Source organism: Rhodococcus sp. NPDC060086, assembly GCF_042730275.1.
In the GTDB taxonomy this organism is placed as follows: Bacteria; Actinomycetota; Actinomycetes; order Mycobacteriales; family Mycobacteriaceae; genus Rhodococcus.
Genome location: NZ_JBHWWZ010000015.1, coordinates 17791 through 37892 on the forward strand (window position 1 = coordinate 17791; position 20102 = coordinate 37892).

General features: G+C 64.2%; 18 protein-coding genes. 8 read left to right on the top strand and 10 right to left on the bottom strand.

Annotation, left to right across the window (positions count from 1 at the left end):
• Positions 1-6: 6 nt before the first annotated feature.
• The 5 genes from ACFWB0_RS11435 to ACFWB0_RS11455 form a co-directional block, all read right to left on the bottom strand.
• Complete coding sequence (locus ACFWB0_RS11435) at positions 7-885, bottom strand: alpha/beta hydrolase (RefSeq protein ID WP_378490556.1); 879 nt, start codon at positions 883-885, stop codon at positions 7-9.
• Complete coding sequence (locus tag ACFWB0_RS11440; protein WP_378490557.1) at positions 882-2537, bottom strand: OB-fold domain-containing protein; 1656 nt, start codon at positions 2535-2537, stop codon at positions 882-884. The genes ACFWB0_RS11435 and ACFWB0_RS11440 overlap by 4 nt, the downstream gene beginning before the upstream one ends.
• Positions 2534-4171 carry an AMP-binding protein gene (locus ACFWB0_RS11445; protein ID WP_378490558.1) on the bottom strand — a complete coding sequence of 546 codons (1638 nt, stop codon included), beginning with the start codon at positions 4169-4171 and terminating at the stop codon, positions 2534-2536. Before ACFWB0_RS11445 ends, ACFWB0_RS11440 begins: the two co-directional genes overlap by 4 nt.
• A 70-nt stretch (positions 4172-4241) precedes the next feature.
• Complete coding sequence (locus tag ACFWB0_RS11450; protein WP_378490559.1) at positions 4242-5738, bottom strand: acyl-CoA carboxylase subunit beta; 1497 nt, start codon at positions 5736-5738, stop codon at positions 4242-4244.
• A 20-nt stretch (positions 5739-5758) separates the two neighbouring features.
• Entirely contained in the window at positions 5759-6997 is a 1239-nt protein-coding gene (locus ACFWB0_RS11455; protein ID WP_378490560.1) for a cytochrome P450, read from the bottom strand.
• A 160-nt stretch (positions 6998-7157) separates the two neighbouring features.
• Between ACFWB0_RS11455 and ACFWB0_RS11460 the strand changes: the two genes are divergently transcribed.
• From ACFWB0_RS11460 to ACFWB0_RS11470, 3 genes are read left to right on the top strand one after another with little or no spacing between them, the layout of a single operon-like run.
• Positions 7158-7943 carry a coniferyl-alcohol dehydrogenase gene (locus ACFWB0_RS11460; RefSeq protein WP_378490561.1) on the top strand — a complete coding sequence of 262 codons (786 nt, stop codon included), beginning with the start codon at positions 7158-7160 and terminating at the stop codon, positions 7941-7943.
• Positions 7944-7968: 25 nt separating this feature from the next.
• Positions 7969-8775, top strand: coding sequence for an enoyl-CoA hydratase/isomerase family protein (locus ACFWB0_RS11465; RefSeq protein WP_378490562.1), 807 nt, complete (start codon positions 7969-7971; stop codon positions 8773-8775).
• A 17-nt stretch (positions 8776-8792) separates the two neighbouring features.
• Complete coding sequence (locus ACFWB0_RS11470; protein WP_378490563.1) at positions 8793-9596, top strand: enoyl-CoA hydratase/isomerase family protein; 804 nt, start codon at positions 8793-8795, stop codon at positions 9594-9596.
• Positions 9597-9635: 39 nt separating this feature from the next.
• Here ACFWB0_RS11470 and ACFWB0_RS11475 read toward each other — a convergent pair whose 3' ends face one another.
• Positions 9636-10433, bottom strand: a complete 798-nt coding sequence (locus ACFWB0_RS11475; protein ID WP_378490564.1) for an SDR family NAD(P)-dependent oxidoreductase — start codon at positions 10431-10433, stop codon at positions 9636-9638.
• Between the two features lie 135 nt (positions 10434-10568).
• On the opposite strand from ACFWB0_RS11475, the gene ACFWB0_RS11480 reads away from it, so the two are divergent.
• Complete coding sequence (locus tag ACFWB0_RS11480) at positions 10569-11285, top strand: TetR/AcrR family transcriptional regulator (protein WP_378490565.1); 717 nt, start codon at positions 10569-10571, stop codon at positions 11283-11285.
• A 33-nt stretch (positions 11286-11318) separates the two neighbouring features.
• Here ACFWB0_RS11480 and ACFWB0_RS11485 read toward each other — a convergent pair whose 3' ends face one another.
• Complete coding sequence (locus ACFWB0_RS11485; RefSeq protein WP_378490566.1) at positions 11319-11711, bottom strand: pyridoxamine 5'-phosphate oxidase family protein; 393 nt, start codon at positions 11709-11711, stop codon at positions 11319-11321.
• Positions 11712-11803: 92 nt separating this feature from the next.
• Between ACFWB0_RS11485 and ACFWB0_RS11490 the strand changes: the two genes are divergently transcribed.
• From ACFWB0_RS11490 to ACFWB0_RS11500, 3 genes are read left to right on the top strand one after another with little or no spacing between them, the layout of a single operon-like run.
• Entirely contained in the window at positions 11804-13036 is a 1233-nt protein-coding gene (locus ACFWB0_RS11490) for an amidohydrolase family protein (protein WP_378490567.1), read from the top strand.
• A 47-nt stretch (positions 13037-13083) separates the two neighbouring features.
• On the top strand, positions 13084-14385 hold the full coding sequence (locus tag ACFWB0_RS11495) for an amidohydrolase family protein (RefSeq protein WP_378490568.1): 1302 nt from the start codon (positions 13084-13086) through the stop codon (positions 14383-14385).
• Between the two features lie 30 nt (positions 14386-14415).
• Positions 14416-15429 (top strand): Rieske 2Fe-2S domain-containing protein, encoded by a 1014-nt coding sequence (locus ACFWB0_RS11500; protein ID WP_378490569.1) that lies wholly within the window; start codon positions 14416-14418, stop codon positions 15427-15429.
• 35 nt (positions 15430-15464) lie between these two features.
• Here the strand turns inward: ACFWB0_RS11500 and ACFWB0_RS11505 are convergent, their stop codons facing one another.
• Genes ACFWB0_RS11505 through ACFWB0_RS11515 form a run of 3 tightly spaced genes read right to left on the bottom strand, consistent with a single transcriptional unit; the run spans position 15465 to position 18723 of the window.
• Positions 15465-16289: an NAD(P)-dependent oxidoreductase gene (locus ACFWB0_RS11505; protein WP_378490630.1), complete on the bottom strand. Its 825-nt coding sequence runs from the start codon at positions 16287-16289 to the stop codon at positions 15465-15467.
• 8 nt (positions 16290-16297) lie between these two features.
• Positions 16298-17146 carry a mycofactocin-coupled SDR family oxidoreductase gene (locus ACFWB0_RS11510; RefSeq protein ID WP_378490570.1) on the bottom strand — a complete coding sequence of 283 codons (849 nt, stop codon included), beginning with the start codon at positions 17144-17146 and terminating at the stop codon, positions 16298-16300.
• A gap of 35 nt (positions 17147-17181) precedes the next feature.
• A complete protein-coding gene (locus ACFWB0_RS11515; protein ID WP_378490571.1) occupies positions 17182-18723 on the bottom strand; it encodes an aldehyde dehydrogenase family protein in 1542 nt (513 codons plus the stop codon).
• Between the two features lie 97 nt (positions 18724-18820).
• Here ACFWB0_RS11515 and ACFWB0_RS11520 point away from each other — a divergent pair, with 97 nt between their 5' ends.
• A complete protein-coding gene (locus tag ACFWB0_RS11520; RefSeq protein ID WP_378490572.1) occupies positions 18821-20041 on the top strand; it encodes a CaiB/BaiF CoA transferase family protein in 1221 nt (406 codons plus the stop codon).
• Positions 20042-20102: the final 61 nt, after the last annotated feature.

The following is a 20102-nucleotide window of genomic DNA, read 5'->3' on the forward strand; positions in this document are numbered from 1 at the left end:
CCGTCGCTACTCGCCTGCTGCGCATTCCTCGACGAACGCCACCACACCGCGGTGATACTCGGCCGCCGCGAACCCCACACTCATGTTGTGTCCGCTGCCTGCCTGCCGATGCTCGACGAAGCGAGGGGATTCGACGAACATTTCCTCGATTTCCGACCGTAGAGCATCGTCTGTCTCCCAGACCTTTTCGTGCTCGGCATAGGTGAACCGAACCGGGATGCAGACATCGGGAGCGAGATGCATGAAGTCCTTCGGCCACTCGGCTGCGACCACCGCCTCGTAGCGAGGGGTGATGCAGGTGAGGCTGCGACCTCCACGCACCTCCGGCGGGTAGGTGTCCTCGGGATGCCACAGCAGATCCCGGATGGCGCCCCGGTTCCGCGTCGTACGCATCTGCTTGATGATCTCGAGCGCTTCGCGTTGCTTACGTGTGCCGGTGCCCGCGAGTTCGACACCGAGTAGCGACGCGCCTCGCGGGTCTGCTGCCATCCGGAGACCGAGGTCGCAGCCTGCCGAGTGCGCGAGAAGGAAGACACCGGCGCCGCGCGAATGTCCTTCGAGCAGTGCATTTACAGCGCCGTAGACGGCGTCGACACGGTTGGCGGGATCGTCGAACCGTTCCTGATATTCGAACGAGTCTGCGTAGCCCGGGCGGTCGATCGCGAGGACGGTGTAGCCGAGTGCCGCAGCGGTGCGGAGCAGCGACAGTTCCGGATGGCCTTCCAGATCGAAGTACCGGGAGGTCGTGGCTCCGCCATGCAAGGCGACGATCACCGCGCGCGGCTGCTCCACGTACGAACACAAGGCCGAGATCTGTGCTCCGTCTACCTCGACGGTTCGGGCGGTCACGGTGTCGGCGAGCGCTCCGGCGTCCGCGGCGTTCATCGGTCGGCTTTCAGCAACATGACGCCGCTCGGTGTGAGCCCTCCGCTGCTCACCACCGCGACACGAGCGTCTCGAACCTGACGGTCTCCTCCGTGGCCGCGCATCTGCGTGACTGCCTCGTGCACGAGCCCCATACCGTGGGTGCGTCCGTGTGAGAGCTGACCTCCGTGGGTGTTCAACGGCAAGCTTCCGTCGAGGGCGATGTTCGTTCCTTTGTCCAGGAAGTCCTTCGATTCCCCGATGTCGCAGAAGCCCAATGCCTCGATCCACGACAGGCAGTTGAAGGTGAAGCCGTCGTAGAGTTCCGCGACATCGACATCGTCGGGGCGCATCGTGGTGCGGCTCCACATGTGCGCGGCCTGCCCGAGGACCTGTGGTTCGTGAGTGAGGGTGCTCTGGTCCCAGTCGAGCCGCTCGAGTATCTGGGTACCGACCGCTTCGACGAACACCGGCGGTTGCGCGAGGTCGTGGGCGGTGTCGCGGGCCGACACGATGACCGCCACTGCACCGTCGCACGGCACATCGCAGTCGTAGAGTCCGAACGGTGTGGTGATCGGGCGGGCGCCCAGGTAGTCGTCCATCGTGAGCGGGTCGCGGTAGATCGCCTCGGACGTCCGAGCAGCGTTCGCGCGTTGGTTGAGTGCGATCCACCCGAGCGTCTCGCGGTTCGTTCCGTAGCGATGAAAGTGTCGTTGGGCGGTCTGTGCCAGCAGGTGCGCTGCCGAGACGGCACCGTACGGCGCGAACCATTCATCCGGCAGTCCGCCTGCCGGCGCGGTCCGGCCGGTGCGCACGAGTTCGCTGTACGTCGATTCCCACACCGTCCGGAAACACAGCACGTGTCGCGCGAGACCGGACGCCACGGCAAGCATCGCCGAGATCACCGAGCCTCCGGGACCGAACGTCTCGGCGGCGCCGTTGTGCCAGGACGGCTTCAGCCCGAGTGTCGACTCGACCGCGGCGACCCCGCCTTCGGTGAACGGGCCGAGAGATCCGGCCCCCGGATAGGTGGACAGCCCGTCGATGTCGCCGACGGTGAGGCCGGCGTCGTCGATCGCGGCCCGGCAGGCGTCGATGGTCAACGACAACGGATCGACCATGAGACGACGACCGATGCGCGACATACCGATTCCGGTGAGCGCGACCTCGTCCTCGAACTTGTTCGTACTCACCATCGGGCGCACACTTCGGCGAATCGATTCGGCGTCCGGTTCATCGGCCGGTAGTTCTGTCACCGTTCCGGCTTCGGCCGGACGGAACAGTGGGAGCCACACTCCGTCGGCTTCTTCGAAGACCACGTCCATCCGCATACCGAGCGTGAGATCGTCTTCCGCACATTCGACCGCGTTCGTTGTCAAGCGCACGCGCGGGTCGTCCTCGAGCGCGACCTGGGCGACGATGTACGGCGGTGGCATTCCCGGTGGCGCAAACCTGTGGTTGACCGTGAAGCCGATGAGTGTCGCGCGACCCGAGACGACGCGAATGCCCATCTCGCTGCCGTGGCAGTAACGGCACGCCGGCCGCGGTGGATGGATCAGCGCCGAGCACGAGCGACATTCCTGTATCCGCAGGTGGCCGTCGGCGCCGGAGGTCCAGAAGAACTCCGTCTCCAGTGAGGTCGACGGTGTCAGGCGTGTGGCCGGTGCGCTCATGACACCGCCGTCCCCTCGTCCTGCACCTGTCGTGCGGCCCACCGGTAGTCGGGTTTGCCGTTACCCAGGCGCCGTATCGCAGGGACGAACACGAAGTGCTTCGGGATCTTGTACCTCGCGAGCGACGCTCCGCATGCATCCTTCAATTCGTCTGCAGGGCCGTTTATCTCGTCCACGACGTGCACCAGCGCGACGACCTCCTGCCCCCAGCGTTCACTCGCACGACCGACCACCAGGGCGTCGACGACACCGGGATATGCGCGTAGGACTTCCTCGACCTCTTCGACGAAGACCTTCTCGCCTCCTGTGTTGATGACGAGCGAATCGCGGCCGAGCAGGCGCAGCGACCCGTCGTCCGCCATCCTCACGCGGTCCCCCGGTATAGCCATTCGCTCGCCGTCGACCACGGGGAAGGTGTTTTCGGTGGACGGCCGGTCGCGGAAGTAGCCGAGGGGGACTCGGCCGGAACGGGCGGCCCATCCGATCTCGTCATCACCAGGTTTCAGCAGCCGGGTGCGATCGTGCGACACAGCAGATCCCCCCGGCATCGGGGCGAACGTGTCTACCTCGGCGCCGCGGCTGCTCCGTCCGAATCCCATCCCGCCGGTCTCGGTCGAGCCGTACCCTTCCACGATTGTCACGTTCGGGAGCAGTTCGAGAAAGGCCTTCCGGTGGATGGCATTCGTTGCGGCTCCACCACTTGCGATGACCACCAACGACTCGAAGTTGTTCCTGCGCTTGCGCATCTCGTCGACGAGAGGGCCGGCGTACGCATCGCCGACGATGGTCATGAGCAGCACATTCTCCTTCTCGACGATCTCCAACGCCGTACGCGGATCGAATGTGCTCCGATCGTCGTAGAGCACCACGGTCTGGCCGGCCAGCAGGCCCGAGAACGCAGTCCACGTCCCTGCCGCGTGCGACAGTGGTGACACCGCGAACCAGCTCTGCCCTGTCAGCGTGGTCAGTGCCCGAATCGGTTCGTCGGACTCGTGGTCGGAACCGTTCATCGAGGAGACGTACGCATCCCCCTGTCGCCACAGCACGGCCTTCGGGCGTCCCGTAGTGCCGCCAGTGCACATCATCATCAAGTCGTCGGGTGATCCCTTGATCACCTTCTCCGGATCACCTTGCGCAACGGCCTCGTCGAACGACACCGCCCCGTCCAATTCGGAAACACCGGTGCCGTCGTCGACAGACACCAGCAGCTCCACACCGTCCTTCAGCTCTGCACTGCCACTGACGACCTCGTCTATCACCGGACCGAACGACCGGTGATAGACGATTCCTCGTGGCGCAATGTATTCGAGAAGACTGCGGATCTCCTGCGCCGTGTAGCGAGGGTTGATGTTGACCGGCACGACCCGCGCCTTGAGGCAGCCGATCAGCACATCGGGATACAGATCGTTGTACATGAGCATGGCGACACGGTCTTGGCCGCACTCCCACCGCTCGAGCCCCTCTCTCGCGGTGTGAGCTCCGAATCCGCGTTCGGCAAGGAAATTCGCGAACCGTCGGGTGCGCAAAGCCGATTCACCGAAGGTGTTCCTGCGATCCCCGCAGACGGTCATGGTTCGTTCGGGTACTGCTTCTGCGACGGCGTCGAAGACCTCGCCGAGAGTCCATTCGGTCAACGCATTCTCCTTGGGCAGGTCGTTCAGCGAAAGTCTGTCGTTCAGCGAAAGTCTGTCGGTCGGCGTGCATTCAGGGGACGATCACGCAGCGGCCGACGGGTTCCGCCACTGCTTGTCGTGCGTAGATTCCCCGTTGCAACGACGTGAGCAAGGCGTTGCGGGTTTCCTCGGGACTGATGAGTTCGTCGAAACCCATGTGCTCGGCCGAACGATAGGACGCCTCGAGTTCCATTTCTCGAAGCGACGCCGAGAGGCCGTCGTCGGCGTTCGATGCGCCGCTGAGTGCGTCCGCGCTCATGGCGCCCATCGTCGCACCGGGGTAGGCGTACGCGGCGACCTGCCCGTCGAACCCGATCAGCGACATCACCATCGATCCGAATCCATACGCTTTTCTCAGCGTCACATGCATTTTCATCGTCGTGGCGGTGGTCTGTGCGACGAACATGCGGGCACCACTGCGAAGGATGCCGCCGCGTTCGGATTCGCTGCCCGGCAGCATCCCGGGGTTGTCGGCGAGGAACACGAGCGGCAGGTGGAAAGCATCTGCGACCGAGATGAAGTGGGCCGCTTTGTCGGCCGCATCGGAGTCGATCGAGCCGGCGATCACCTGCGGCTGATTCGCGACGACCGCGATGGGATGCCCGCCCAGGTGCGCCAACCCGCAGATGATGGCCCGCCCGAAGTCCGGTTGCACCTCGAACCAGTCCTTCGTGTCGACCACCGCGTCGATCACGGATCTCATGTCGTAGGTGCTGCGGTTGTCGCGGGAGATGATGTCGAGAAGCTCGGGGGTGTCGCGGGGCTCGGAGAACTCGTCGGGCTCGGTCGCGATGGGGTACGACCACGCGCTCGGCGGGAAATACGACAGGTAGCGGCGGATCTCGTCGAGAACTTCTTCGTCGGTGTCGGCGACGTTGTGGATCAGTCCGCTGGCGATCGCGACGTCGGGGCCGCCGAGGTCTTCCTTCGAGACGTCCTCTCCCGTGGACATCTTCACGACCGGCGGACCGGCCGTGAAGATGGCACCCTGCCGACTCATGATGGCGAAGTCCGAGACCGGTGCGATCAGCGCACCGTGTCCGGCGGAGGCGCCGAGGACCGCGGTGACCACCGGTACCTTCCCCGAGCACTGTGCCTGTGCGAGCAGGTCGGTCGGGGTTCTGCCGTAGTGGTCGCCGGTGGCGCGGAACCCCGCGCCTTCGAGGAGCATGATGAGCGGAATCTTGTTGCGGACAGCGAGTTCCGCGAGCCGGTATCGCTTGGAGTTGCTGCCCGGTGAGATCGTGCCCGCGAGCGTGGTGAAGTCTTCGGCTCCCACCATCACCGGCATGCCGTGAATGAGCCCCGAACCGGCGATGATCGCGTCGGCGGCGACCTCCCCTCCGACGAGCGTGCCGAACTCGTGGAAACTACCTTTGTCGAGCAGGTGATCGATTCGCGCTCGCGCGTCGAGTTTGCCTTTGCCGCGGTGCTTGGCCACGCGTTCCGGGCCGCCCATTCCGTGTGCGTGCGTACGACGACGGGAGAGATCCTCGAGGGTGTCGTCCCAGATCCGCGCCTGTTTCATGTGAGATCCTTCGGAGGTCGTCATGTGGCCGTCGAATAACTGATCGGCAGGTGCTTGAGCCCACCGACGAAGGTCGTTGCTGTCAGTTCGGGTTTGCCTGTGAGTTCGATCGAACCCAGACGCGGCAGGAGTTCGGCGAAGAACTTCTTCATCTCCATCCGGGCCAGCCCGGCGCCCAGGCAGAAGTGCACGCCGAATCCGAACGCGACATGGTTGTTGGGGTCGCGTCGGATGTCGAACCGGAAGGGATCATCGAAGACGTCTTCGTCGCGGTTGGCCGACGCATAGGACAGCAGGAGGGAATCACCGGCTGCGATGGGCACGCCGCGGATCTCGGTGTCTTCGGCGGCGGTGCGCATGAATGCCTTGACGGGAGTGACCCATCGGATCATCTCCTCCACCGCGTGCGGCAGCAGGTCGAGATCGGCACTCAACGCACGGCGTTGGTCGGGGTGCTCGATCAACGCGCGAAGCCCGCCGGCAATGGAACTGCTGGTCGTGTCGTGGCCGGCGGTGGCGATGATGGTGTAGTACGACATGGTGTCGATGTCGGAGAGAGGTTCGCCGTCGATGCGCGCATTGGCGATCGCGGACGCCATGTCATCGGTGGGGTTCTCGCGACGTGATGCCGTGAGTGCGCTGAAGTACTCGAACATCTCGAGGAGCGCATTCCTGGTTTCGTCCGCAGGCTCGCTTCGTTTCAGTTCGTCGTCGTCGCTACCCACGAGTTCCTGCGTGAGACGGAGCATTCGGGGGAAGTCGGATTCCGGTACGCCGAGCAGCGACATGATGACGTAGAGCGGGAAGTTCACCGCGACCTCCGACACGAAGTCGCACTCACCTCCGGCAGCCATCATCCGGTCGACGTGATGCTTCGCGAGTTCCTCGATGCGGACTTCCATGGCTTTCATGGCTTTCGGTCGAAACCAGTCGGTTGCGACGGAGCGCAACACACGATGCTGTGCACCGTCGAGGTGAATGAGGGTGCGAACACCGACCGCCGCCTGCATCTCGTCCGACTCCGCCGTCATGAGCACCGGACGTGGCCAGTTGGTGAAGAGCGTGTTATCGCGTTCTACGGCCATGACGTCGGCGTGCTTGAGGAGCGCCCAGAACGGCCGGTAGGACGGCGCCTCCACCCGAACCACCGGTTCCGTTGCGCGCGCCTCCGTCAGGACCGAATGCAGGTGACCGTCGTCCTTGTATGCAGTCGGGGTCGCCAAGACCTCGGCGCCCTCACCTACGATTCGCTGGTTCACGAACAACACTCCGTTCCCGCGCATTCCGACGACACCTTCGGTCCGGCGTCGCAGACCCGGAACCCTGGTCTTCTCGCCCCAGAGTGATTTATAGTGTGCCTTACTGTCAAGCATTCTATATAGCTTTCGTCGGGGTGACCCCGGAAAGGCGCGAGGCCACATGACAACTGATCAGCGCAAGATCGTCGTCGTCGGAGCGGGGTCGGGAATCGGTGCCGCGACCGCCGCCCACTTCCACGGACAAGGCGACCACGTACTCGCCGTCGACCTCCGTCCGGAGGGTGCCGCAGCATCGGCGCACGCAGAGTGCGACCTGCGTGATGCTGCGCAGATCGATACCCTGCTCGGCTCGATCGGAGGAGACTGGGATCTGCTCGCCTACGTCGCCGGGGTGCCGGGAACCGCACCCGCCGCCGACGTCCTGAAGGTGAACTATCTCGGCATGCGGCTGTTCGTCGAAGGCATGCTTCCCCTGTTACGCAACGGCGGATCCGTCGTCACCGTCGCGTCGGTTGCAGCCATCGGGTGGCAGGAGCGCCAGAACGACCTCGCCGGCCTTCTCGAGGCAACCGACGGCGACGCTGTCGAACGCTGGCAGGCCGAACAGGATCCGAACTATCCCGTGTACAGCACGTCGAAACAGGCCGCGATCATCTACGCGAAGCGTCTCGCGCCCACCGCGTGGCAGAAATACGGCGTCCGAGTGAACACCGTGAGCCCCGGACCCACCGAGACCCCGATCCTCGGCGACTTCGAGGAGTCGATGGGCAAGGACGTCCTCGACGGGGTGAAGGCACTTATCGGCCGGCATGCCACCGTTGCCGACATCGTTCCGGTCATCGCGTTCCTGGGGTCGCCGGCTGCGGGATGGGTGAACGGCCAGGACATCCACGTCGACGGCGGTTTCGTCGCCCCGCTCACCGTCGGTGCACCAATCCAGCTCTGACCACCCTTCGACACCCGAGGTGACCATGCCCGACCACGCCGTGAGCCCCGACGGGCCACTGCTCTCCGATCTGCACGCCGGCATCCTGACACTCACCCTCAACCGCCCCGAACGGAAGAATGCGATCACACCCGAGATGTGGGCGCGCCTCCGAGAACGACTTTTCGACGCGACCGTCGACAACGGAGTTCGCGCGGTGGTGCTCACCGGCGCGGGCGGCACGTTCTGCAGCGGCGCCGACATCGCCGACACCTCGGGAATGAACGAGTTCCCCGACCCATCCGACCTGATCAGCACCATCAACGACACCATCCGGCTGCTCCAGGAGCTTCCGGTGCCGACCGTCGCGAAGGTGAGCGGGGTCGCGGCCGGGGCGGGCTGGAATCTCGCCCTTGCCTGCGACCTGGTTGTGGCAGCGTCGGATGGGCGGTTCTGCCAGATCTTCGCGCGACGCGCGTTGTCGCTGGACACGGGCGGGTCGTGGCTGCTCCCGCGTCTCGTCGGGCTGCAGCAGGCAAAGCGGCTGGCACTCCTGGCCGACATGATCGGAGCGGACGAGGCACAGTCGCTCGGTCTCGTCACGTGGGTAGCGGCACCGGAATCGCTCGCCGAATTCACCCACAGCATCGCGGAGCGGCTCGCCTCCGGGCCCCCGCTCGCACTCGCACAGACCAAGGACCTACTCAACCGCGGACTCGACCGGACGCTGACCGAAGCGCTCGAGTCCGAATCACAGGCACAGGCCGCGAACCTCCAAGGCCCCGCCGTGATCGAAGCATTCGCTGCCTTCTCCGAGAAGCGCGACCCCGACTACACCCGCGCCCCGGCCTGATTGAAGAAGGAAGAACAGTGACGTTCGAGACCATCGAATACGCAGTCGACGGCCACACCGCAACCCTCACCCTCGACAGGCCCGAAGCGCTCAATGCCCTGAGCCCACACATGATCACAGAGTTGCGTGCCGCGTACGCCGAGGCCGAGAACGACGACGAGATCTGGACCCTCGTCGTCACCGCCAACGGTCGGGCATTCTGCACGGGCGCCGATGTCAAAGAGATTCCGGGCGACGGCAAGGTTGTCAACGAACGGCCGTACCTGTCGACCTACGACCAGTGGGAGGCACCGCAAGAAGGCACACCCCCGTTTCGTTCGATGACGAAGCCGATCATCGTTGCGGTCAACGGGATCTGCTGCGGTGCAGGCATGGACTGGGTTACTACAGGAGACATCGTCATCGCCTCCGAGAAGGCCACCTTCTTCGACCCCCATGTCAGCATCGGTCTAGTCGCAGGACGTGAGGCGGTGCGCGCCGCGCGGGTGCTCCCGCGCAACGTGGCACTGCGCATGGCACTGATGGGCAAGCACGAACGGATAAGCGCCCAGCGCGCATACGAACTGGGGATGATCACCGAGATCGTCGAGCACAACCTGCTGCTCGAACGGGCACACGAGATCGCCGACATCGTCAACTCCAATGCGCCACTCGCAGTTCGGGGGACCCGACTCGCCATCCTCAAGGGACTGGACCTACCGCTGCACGAGGCCGAGATGCTGGCCGAATCGTTCCGTGAGCGGGTGACTCGCACGGAGGACGCCCTCGAAGGCCCCCGCGCGTTCGTCGAAAAGCGTGCACCTATGTGGCAGTGTCGATGAAGGCTCAGGGGTCGATGAAGAGTCAGGGCAGATCAGCGGTCAGGTGAAGTCGGAGCCACCGTCGATATTGATGTTTGCTCCGGTGATGTACGAGTTGCGCTGCGAAGCAAGGAACGCCACCAACGGCCCCACTTCCTCCGGCAGACCCGCACGAGGCATCTGCGACGGGTGTCCGAAATGTGTTCCGATAGCGTCCATCAGAGCGTAGGGATCGCTCGATTCGACGCCCACCGACCTCGCCCACTCGATCAGGGACGGCGTGACGATAGTCCCAGGCGAAACAACGTTCACCAGAATCTCGTCGGGCGCCAGGAGTAGCGACAGATTCTTCGACGCACTCGTCAACATCGACTTCGCCGCGGTGTACGCCACGAGCGGAACACCTTGGCGCTGAGTGGATTGCGCAGAGAAGTTGACGACGCGCGCCCACTGCGCGGAACGCAGGAGCGGAAGGGCCGATCTCACGCAGCGCACCATCGACATCACGCCGTCCTCGACGGCGTCGTGCCATTGGTCGTCGGTCAGGATGTCGAATGTTCCCTGCGCGTTCGGTCCCACCGTGTTGACGAGCACATTGAGTTCACCGCCCCAGCGCTTTCCGAGTTCTTCGAAGAGGTCGGTCACAGCCTGCCCGTCACGTACATCGGCCACCAGTCCGACGGCATCGGGACTTCCGCATTCGGACAAGCTCGCCGCGGCCGACTCTGCGCCGGCACGCGACCGGCCCACGACCGCAACGCGCGCACCCTCTTGTGCCAGGCATCGGGCAGACGCGAATCCCATCCCACGAGTACCACCCACCACAACCGCTGCGGCACTGCCGAGTCCGAGATCCATCGTGCCCCTCATCTACCGGTACGCCATAACTTATGCCGATACCGTAGCTTATACGGTAAGCATGTCTACAGTAGAGGACATAGGGCGGCGGCTCGCCCGTGCATCCCGGACGTAACTCGTAAGGCGGTACCCGATATGGCGAAGCGAACCCGGCTCGAGCGAGGGTCCCTCAACCCGGATGACATCCTCAGGGGCGCATTCGAGCTCTCCGAGGAAGTCACCGTCGACAATCTGAGCATGCCGATGCTGGCACGACACCTCGACATCGGCGTGACCAGCATCTACTGGTACTTCCGCAAGAAGGACGACCTTCTCACCGCGATGGCCGACCACGTACTGCGCGAATCCATGCGGTCCATGCCCCTCGTCGAGGCGCCCAACTGGCGCGACACCCTGCGCACCCATGCCCGAACTGTTCGCCGCACGATCCTCGACCGACCGATCCTGTGCGACCTCGTCCTGATCCGCCCGTCCTTGAGCTCCAATGCAGCTCGCCTCGGCGCCATGCACAACGAGAACGTGATAGCGAGCCTCGTCGAGTCGGGTTTCACGCTGGCCGACGCGGTGAACATCTACTCTGCCGTGCAATTGCATGTGCACGGCATGGTCGTACTCCAACGGCTCCAGGAGAAGAACCGGCAGTCCGAGGAACCCTCGGGTGCGTACTACGAGATCCTGTCGATTTCCCCTGAGACCACTCCCCTACTCGCAGAGGCGAGCGAAAGTGGCCTGCAGAGCGGCGAACCCAACGACCGGAACTTCGAATACGGACTGGAATGCATCCTCGACCACGCCGCGGACGTCCTTGTTTCGCAAAGGGATCGAGGTGCTGTCCCCGCGAGCTCGACATGACGATCGCGAATCACCAGGACATCCGCGCGAGATTCACTTCACGGTGAAACGTGTCGCGTCGAGGATCATCACCACGCGGTCGTCGACGTCGTCGGGCAGCTGCAGGCGGGATTCCCCGTAGCGCTTGCCCAACGACGAGTAGAACGACCCGTCGTGATCCCCCCGCACTGTTACCAACCAGCCGCGTACCTCGAGGCACCGCGCAGGCTCGTCAGGGTCGGTGATCAGAAACGAATAATTGGGGTTCGCCTGCAGGCTCACGAACTTCTTGCGGGGGATGGTGTGGCTCACCCTCAGATGTGCACCATCCCAGGTGAATCGCATCGGAGTCAGGCTCGGCGACCCATCAGGACTGACCGTGCCGAGCACACCGACGATCGGCCGTTCGAGAAGATCCTCGTAGCCAGGAGGCACTTTCGACATCATGATCCCAAGTTACCGTAAGGCCGACTGTTGACATAACCGTTGTGCGCTGCAAGGCTCGAATCCACGAGCGGGCACGAACAAGGAGTCCCCACATGGCAGCGTCCGACGATGCACCGATCTTCGATGCCGACACACACATGTACGAGACGTCCGAGGCACTGACGAGGTACCTCCCCGACAAGTACGCGAACGCCGTGCAATACGTACAGATCGGGCGCCGCACGCGCCTCGCCATCAACGGCAAGATCACCGACTTCATCCCGAATCCCACCTTCGACAGGGTCGCAGCGCCGGGAGCACACGAGAAGTTCTTCGCCGGCGAGAACGTCGACGGCCTCACGCTCCGCGAAATGCAGGGTTCCGCCATCGACTGCCCACCCGCCACCCGCGGCCCCGAGGAACGCCTCGTCGAGATGGACCGCCAGGGAGTGCGGGAATCACTGGTCTTCCCCACTCTCGCCAGCCTCGTCGAGCACTCGTCCGCCGATGATCCGGAACTGACACTCGCAATCGTCCACGCCTTGAACCGCTGGATGCTCGAGCACTGGGGATTCGACCACAAAGGCCGAGTGTTCACCACACCCGTGATCAACTGCGCCGAAGTCGACGGCGCCCGCCGCGAATTGGCCTACCTCGTCGAGAACGGGGCGAAGGCCGCGCTGATCAAACCCGCTCCGGTCAAAGGCCTGCACGGGTGGCGCTCTCCCGCACTCCCGGAGTTCGACCCCTTCTGGCGCGAAGTGGAAGCAGCCGGCCTCCCGATTGCGCTCCACGCGAGCCAGCCGCCACTCGACGAGTACGTCAACAAATGGGAACCGCCGAACACTCAGAGTTTCATGGCGATGAGCGCGTTCCGGTGGCTCGCGCTCGGGCACCGCGAGATCTCCGACATGCTCGGAAGCCTGATCTGCCACGGAACCCTCACGCGCTTCCCGAAACTGCGAATCGCAAGCGTGGAGAACGGCAGTTCGTGGATCCGGCCGCTGTTCCACGACCTCGAGGATCTGACGAAGAAGATGCCGCAGAACTTCCCGGAAGATCCGCTCGAAGTATTCCGCCGCAATGTCTGGGTCAGCCCCTTCTGGGAAGGGTCGGTGGCCGATGTCGTCGACATGGTCGGCTGGGACAAGGTCATGTTCGGCTCCGACTATCCACATCCCGAAGGCCTTCCCGAGCCCAAGGGCTACTGGAAGTACGCCGAAGGGATGGATCGCCGGCGTACGTGGGATTTCATGGGCGACAACGCTCGCCGTTTCATGGGCCTACCGATCGCCAATCCGGATCCGGAGGCCGCGAGCCCACCGAAGCTCGCCACTGCACGGTAACCACCCGAACGCACGAGCCCGCGTACCGCCCTCGGAAGGGAACGAGCATGGACAAGAACGACATGATCCTGGTCAGCGTCGACGACCACATCATCGAACCACCCGATATGTTCGCCAACCACCTCCCCAAGAAGTACGTGGACGACGCACCGCGCCTGGTGCATATGGACAACGGCGCCGACATGTGGAAGTTCCGCGACCGGATCATTCCCAACGTCGCCCTCAACGCAGTCGCCGGACGCCCGAAGGAGGAGTACGGCCTCGAGCCCGAAGGTCTCGATGAGATCCGTCCGGGCTGTTACGACGTGCACGAACGCGTCAAGGACATGAACGCCGGTGGTGTTCTGGCGCAGATGAACTTCCCGTCGTTCCCCGGCTTCGCCGCTCGCCTGTTCGCGACCGAGGATTCCGACTTCTCGCTCGCGCTCGTCCAGGCCTACAACGACTGGCACCTCGAAGAGTGGTGCGGTGCCTACCCCGGCCGATTCATCCCGATGGGCCTACCCGTGATCTGGGATGCCGAACTGTGTGCTCAGGAGGTCCGGCGCCTCGCGAAGAAGGGCGTGCACTCCCTCACCTTCACCGAGAACCCGGCCGCGCTCGGATACCCGAGCTTCCACGACGAATACTGGAATCCGCTGTGGAAGGCCCTCGTCGACACCGATACCGTGCTGTCGATCCACATCGGGTCCTCGGGCAAACTCTCGATCCCGTCGACGGATTCACCACCCGACGTGATGATCACGCTCCAGCCTATGAACATCGTCAACGCGGCCGCAGATCTTCTGTGGTCGCGCCCGGTCAAGGACTACAAAGACCTCAAGATCGCACTCTCCGAGGGCGGCACAGGTTGGATCCCGTACTTCCTCGAGCGCGTCGACCGCACCTTCGAAATGCACTCGACGTGGACGCTGCAGGACTTCGAGGGAAAGCTCCCCAGTGAGGTGTTCCGAGAGCATTTCCTCACCTGTTTCATCAGCGACCCACTCGGCGTCAAACTCCGCCACGACATCGGAATCGACAACATCGCGTGGGAAATGGACTACCCACACAGTGATTCGATGTGGCCGGGTGCACCCGAAGAGCTCAGCGGTGTCTTCGACGACGAACACGTCCCCGACGGGGAGGTCGACAAGATGACGCACCTCAACGCAATGCGGTGGTACTCGTTCGACCCGTTCGCACACGTACCCCGTGAGCAGGCCACCGTCGGAGCACTGCGAGCGGCAGCCGCAGGTCACGATGTGAGTATCCGAGCACTGAGTCATCATCAGACGAGCGCCGAAGAGAAGCTCGCGGCCTGGGAGCAGCAGATCAGCGCAGCCTCCCAGATGCAGCGCTCGAGCTGAACTCATCCGGCCGACAATCAGGAGAATCCGTTGGACGTACCGTTCACGTGGAAGGTCACGGGCTGGTTCGTGATCGGCTGGTCAGAAGAGTTCGAGACCGGACACAGTCGCGCACTGCACTACTTCGGCGACGAACTCGTCGCCTATCGCGACGAGGCCGGTGAGCTGCACGTGATGACCGGGCACTGCCGTCATCTCGGAGCCCATCTCGGACACGGCGGCAAAGTGGTGGGCGACTGCATCGAATGCCCGTTCCACGGTTGGCGGTGGGGGCCGAACGGGAGCAACCGGTACATTCCCTACGACCCCGACCGCCCCAACAAGGCATTGAAGCTGCGGGTCTATCCGGTCCAGGAGCAGCACGGCGTCGTCTACATGTGGCACCAGCCCGACGGAAAGCCACCGCAGTGGGAACTTCCCGACCCGTTCACCAAGTTCCCCGAGATCACCGCCGGCCCCGACAGTTACTACCGCATCTATCCGGAGTTCTCACGCCGCGCGGAGTATGAGCCGGTGCACCCGCAGATCGTGGCCGAGAACGGCCCGGACAGTGCGCATTTCCGGTACGTGCACGGCGCAAGCGTGACTCCGGTGTCTCTCGGATGGGAAGCCGTCGACAACGAGTGGCGGTTTCTCACCGGCTGGCCCGATGAGACCAGCGACGATCCCGACAAGATGGCGCTGCGCATCCACAGTCATTTCTCCGGTCTGGGATACGCGATGAGCGCATTCGAAGGTACCCAGAATTACCGGTTGATCTTCGCCTGCACGCCCGTCGACGACGGGCATTCCGATCTCTTCTATTCGATCTGGTGGCCCCGCACCGACGGCGACAACTCCGACGTTCCGCCGCAGGACGTTCAGGAGAAAGTCGAGCGCCGGTTCCTCCACACCGTCTTCGAAGACCTCGGGATCTGGCGCTACCAGGTCTACGTCGAGAATCCCCCACTGGGCCGTATCGATGCCAAGCCGTACATGGCGATGCGCCGGTGGGCGACGCAGTTCTACGAAGTACCGGCCGCGGACGTCAAGGATCCCGTGTGACTCTCGCCAGCACTCGAACGCCAACGATCTCCTGTTCATCCCTTCCTGCGCCCGAGGCCGGGTATCGGACCGGCTTCCACCACAGCAGCAAGCCAGCCCAGATCGACACCTGCGTCTTCGGCTGCCGCGGTACATGCGGCTACGTCCTTCCGCAGGAACGGGGACGCGAACTCGTCGAAGGTCTCGACACCGCCGACCTTGCCGATCGATGCCAGCGCATGACTCCGTCCGCTGCACAACGCAATCGCATCGAGCAGCTCGCGACTTCCGATGCCGAGGTGCTCACCGAGTTCGACTGCAGCTGCGGCAAGTTGAGCGTTCGCTGCGAAGAGCAGATTGTTGACCAATTTCACGTTCAGAGCACTGCCGAAAGGTCCGGTCCTGATGATCGGATCCGCGTAGGCGCCCACCGCTGCTTCCACACGGGCGAGCACCTGCTCCTCGCCGCCAAGGAGTACGGTCAGTTTCCCTGCGGCGATGTCGTCTGCAGATCCACTTACGGGCGCATCGACGAGCTCCGGTCCGTCCGGATGATCGGCGCGGATCTTCGCGAGGGTGCCGACGGTGCCCGTGGTGTGCGACACGACGACCGCACTGTCCTTCGCGTTCGCCATGAAACCGTCCGGCCCCGCGGCCAGTTCCGTCAACTGCGCATCCGAGAAAGGGCAGACAACGAGGATATCGGCCTGCCGCGCCATATCCGCGACCGAGTCGGCGAGATACGCACCCGCAGCCCCCAGACGCATACGCACCTCTTCCTTGCGGGCGTAGAGGCGGACGTCGTGTCCCGCATCGAGGAGACGCCGGACCATGGGCTCGCCCATCTGCCCGGCGCCGAGAAATCCGATGATGTCGGTCATGGTGGTGCTCATCCCTTCCAGGGCACGGACTTCACATAGCCTCCGGCGTCGATCCGGAGCTGGCTGCCGGTGATGAAGCGCGACGCGTCGCTCGCGAGGAACAGAACTGCCTCGGAGACGTCGGACGGTTCGATGTACGGCACGCGCATCGCCTGCATGGCCGGGAATGCAATCTCGGCCTCTTCCCGCGTCGGGTGCTCGAGGTCGGGTCGGAATACCCGGTACATGCCCTCGTTGTGAAGCATGTCGGTGTTCACGTTCGTCGGATGCACAGCATTGATGCGAATGTCCTTCTTCGCCAGCTGCACTGCGAGATCGTTGACGTAGCGCGCAACCATCTGCTTCGCGAGACTGTATGCCGAACCGCCCGGTCCCTGGTTGGTCGCGCTGCCCAGTTGAGCGGCCAAGGAACCGGTTGCGATGATCGACGCCCCAGCACCGAGGTGCGGGATGCTGCCCTGCACGACGTTGAACACCCCGGCCAGATCGGTGTCGATCGTGTCGGACCAGGACTGCAGTGTCTGTCCTTCGCCCATCGGGCAGATCCCTGCATTGGCGACGACGATGTCGAGTCCGCCGAGTTCGCTCACTCCATCGGCGATCGCGTTCCACACGTCGCGGCGTTCACGGACATCGGCGACCACGGTGTGGACACGAACCCCTTCCTTCTCGACGAGACGTGCCGTCTCCTCCAGATCCTCCCGCTTCGCCAGCGGGTAGGTGTTGCCGTCGAGGTCTGCGCAGATGTCGAGGGCGATGATGCTCGCGCCCTCGGCCGCGAGGTGGAGCGCATGCGATCTCCCCTGCCCGCGTGCTGCTCCTGAGACCAGTGCAACCTTGTTGTCCAGTTTGCCCATCCGTATGCCTTTCGTATCCGATGCTCGAACAGTTCTCACGCCTGCCGGGGGACCCGCGCGGCGAGGGTCTTGGTTTCGAGGTACTGCTCGAAACCTTCTATCCCGCACTGCCTCCCGATACCGCTGTTCTTGTAACCACCGAAGGGTGCGTCGGCGCCGTAGAACATGCCGCCGTTGATGCCGATCGCTCCGGTGCGCACGCGACGCGCGATGGCTTCACCGCGTTCGAACGAGTCGGACATGATTGCACCGGCGAGGCCGAACGGACTGTCGTTGGCGATCCGGACCGCTTCGTCGTCGGTGTCGAAGGGGATCAGGATCGCAACCGGCCCGAAGACCTCCTCCTGCGCGATGGCGGCACTGTTGTCGACGCCCGTCAGAAGGGTCGGTGCCACGAAGTGGCCGCCGCGCAGATGCTCGGCGAGGCCTTCCGCCTCGCCCCCGCCGACGAGGAACTGTGCGCCGTCGATGCGCGCCTGCTCGAGCATGTCGAGGACCTTCTGTTTCTGTGCGGCACTGATCAGTGGGCCGACGAATGTCCCCGGCGCCGCCGGATCTCCCACGGGAAGCTGCTTGTACGCCTCGACTGCACCGGCGGACAGGTCGTCGAACAGCGACCGGTGCACGAGGATTCGGGTATTGACCGCGCAGGCCTGCCCCGCGTGGGAGCACGCACCGATCGTCGCCATGATCGCCTTCGACAGGTCGGCGCCGTCGGTGACGATGAGAGCCGATTTTCCGCCGAGTTCCAGGAACGTCCGCTTCATCGTGTCGGCTGCCCGGCGCATCAAGGTGCGGCCGACCGCGGTCGATCCGGTGAAGGAGATGAGGTCGACGCGCGGGTCGTCGGCGAGCAGACCGGCAACGGCGTTGTCGGGTGTGGTCACCACGTTGAACACCCCGGGCGGGATGTCGGTCTTCTCCGCAACGAGACGACCGAGACGAGCTGCGTTCCACGGCGTGTTCGGGTCCGGTTTGAGGACCACGGTATTGCCCGCTGCCAGGGCCGGGCCGATCTTGTTGAGGATCACCTCGATCGGGTAGTTCGACGGCGTGATGGCTGCAACCACCCCGACCGCTTCCTTGACCACGGTGCGGATGTTTCGCTGCCCGAACAGTCCTCCGCCGTCGAGGATCCGTTCCCATTCGAAGTCATCGATCAGCGACGTCGGATAGCGGAGAGCCTCCGACAACGGCCAATCGAGCTGGGCGTCGGCCGTGGCCATCACCGGGCATCCGACCTCTGCCACGAGTTCGTCTCGTAGATCTTCTTTCTCGGACTCGATGGCCGCCTGGAGTTGCTCGAGACAACGTCGGCGCAGGACGCGGTCGGTCGACCACTCGGTCTCGTCGAATGCGCGACGTGCCGCACCGATCGCGCGGTTCATGTCCTGTGCGTTCGCTGCGGCGGCGTCGCCGAGTACGAGTCCGGTGGCGGGACTGAGGTTTCGGTACGTCGCACCGTTCGTCGCCTCGGCCAGCACTCCGTCGATGAGCAATCGGGTCTCCGCACGCTGTGCAACGCGCCGCCCCAATTCCACGCTCGTGATCTCGGGACTGTCGACGACCTCACCCATATATCCTCCTCGACCACAGAACCGGATGACTAACTGTAATCTATACAGTAATGTCGGGGGAAGCTGTACAGCCGACTTTTGCGAGAAGGGAACGTCGATGTCCGATCTCCTCAACGGTGTCACTGTCGTGGAACTCGCCTCCTGGACCTACGTGCCGAGCGCCGGCGTCGTACTCCGCGACTGGGGCGCCGACGTCATCAAGATCGAAGACACCCGGGGAGGCGACCCGTGCCGCTATCTGACGGTCGGCGGCCTCGATCCCGCAGAATCCCGGGTGAAGGCCAACTTCATGATGGAGATCGGGAACCACGGAAAGCGCAGCATCGCACTCGATGTCAAGACACCGGAGGGACGCGAGATCTTCGTGAAACTCATCGCGAAAGCCGATGTCTTCCTGACGAACTGGCTTCCCGGTGCGCTCGAACGCGCCGACCTCTCGGTCGAGACCCTCCGCTCGTTCAACCCGAACGTGATCATCGCGCGCGGAAGTGGCCAGGGCCCACTCGGGCCCGACCGCGACAAGGGCGGATTCGACGCCTCCGGATACACGGCACGCGCGGGCGTTGCCTACGCACTCACACCCGACGGTCAAGAACATCCGTTCGCGCAGGGGCCCGCATTCGGCGATCTGCAGGGCGGCAGCACTCTCGCCGGCGGCATCGTCGCGGCCCTGTTCCACCGGGAGCGGACCGGAGTGGCACGGACGGTCGACGGATCACTTCTGGCCCAGGGGATGTGGGCCGTGGCGCCGGATATCTGCGCGGCCGACTACTACGGAATCGACCGCATCCCGGCCTATTCCCAGGGTGAGGCTCCCAACCCTGTGGTGAACCGCTACAAGACCCGCGACGGCAGGTGGCTCCAACTCGTGTTCCTGCAGGCCGATCGATTCTGGCACGGGTTCTGCGAGCGGATCGGCCGCCCCGAACTCGCAGTCGACGAACGGTTCACCCCGCTCGCCAATCTCGTTGCCAACAAGGACGAAGCGACCACCATCCTGCGGAAGGTCTTCGCCGACCGCGATCTCGCCGAGTGGCAGAAGATTCTCGCCGACGAACCGGGTGTGTGGGCACCGCTCGCGACCCCGGCCGAAGCTCTCGACGACCCGCAGGCCGTCGCCAACGGCTACCTGATGAGCGTCGCCGACGAGGACGGCGAGGTGTTCAAGACGGTCGCCGCCCCGATCCAGTTCGACGAGACCCCCGCGCTTCCGGGACGCTCGCCCGAACACGGCGAACACACCGACGAGATCCTCGAAGAGCTGGGCATGAGCTGGGACGACATCATCGCCGCAAAGGTCTCCGGGGCCGTGCTGTAAACCGACGGCACAGACGACGCCTGCCGAACCGTATGTGGTCCGGCAGGCATTGTCGTGGGAC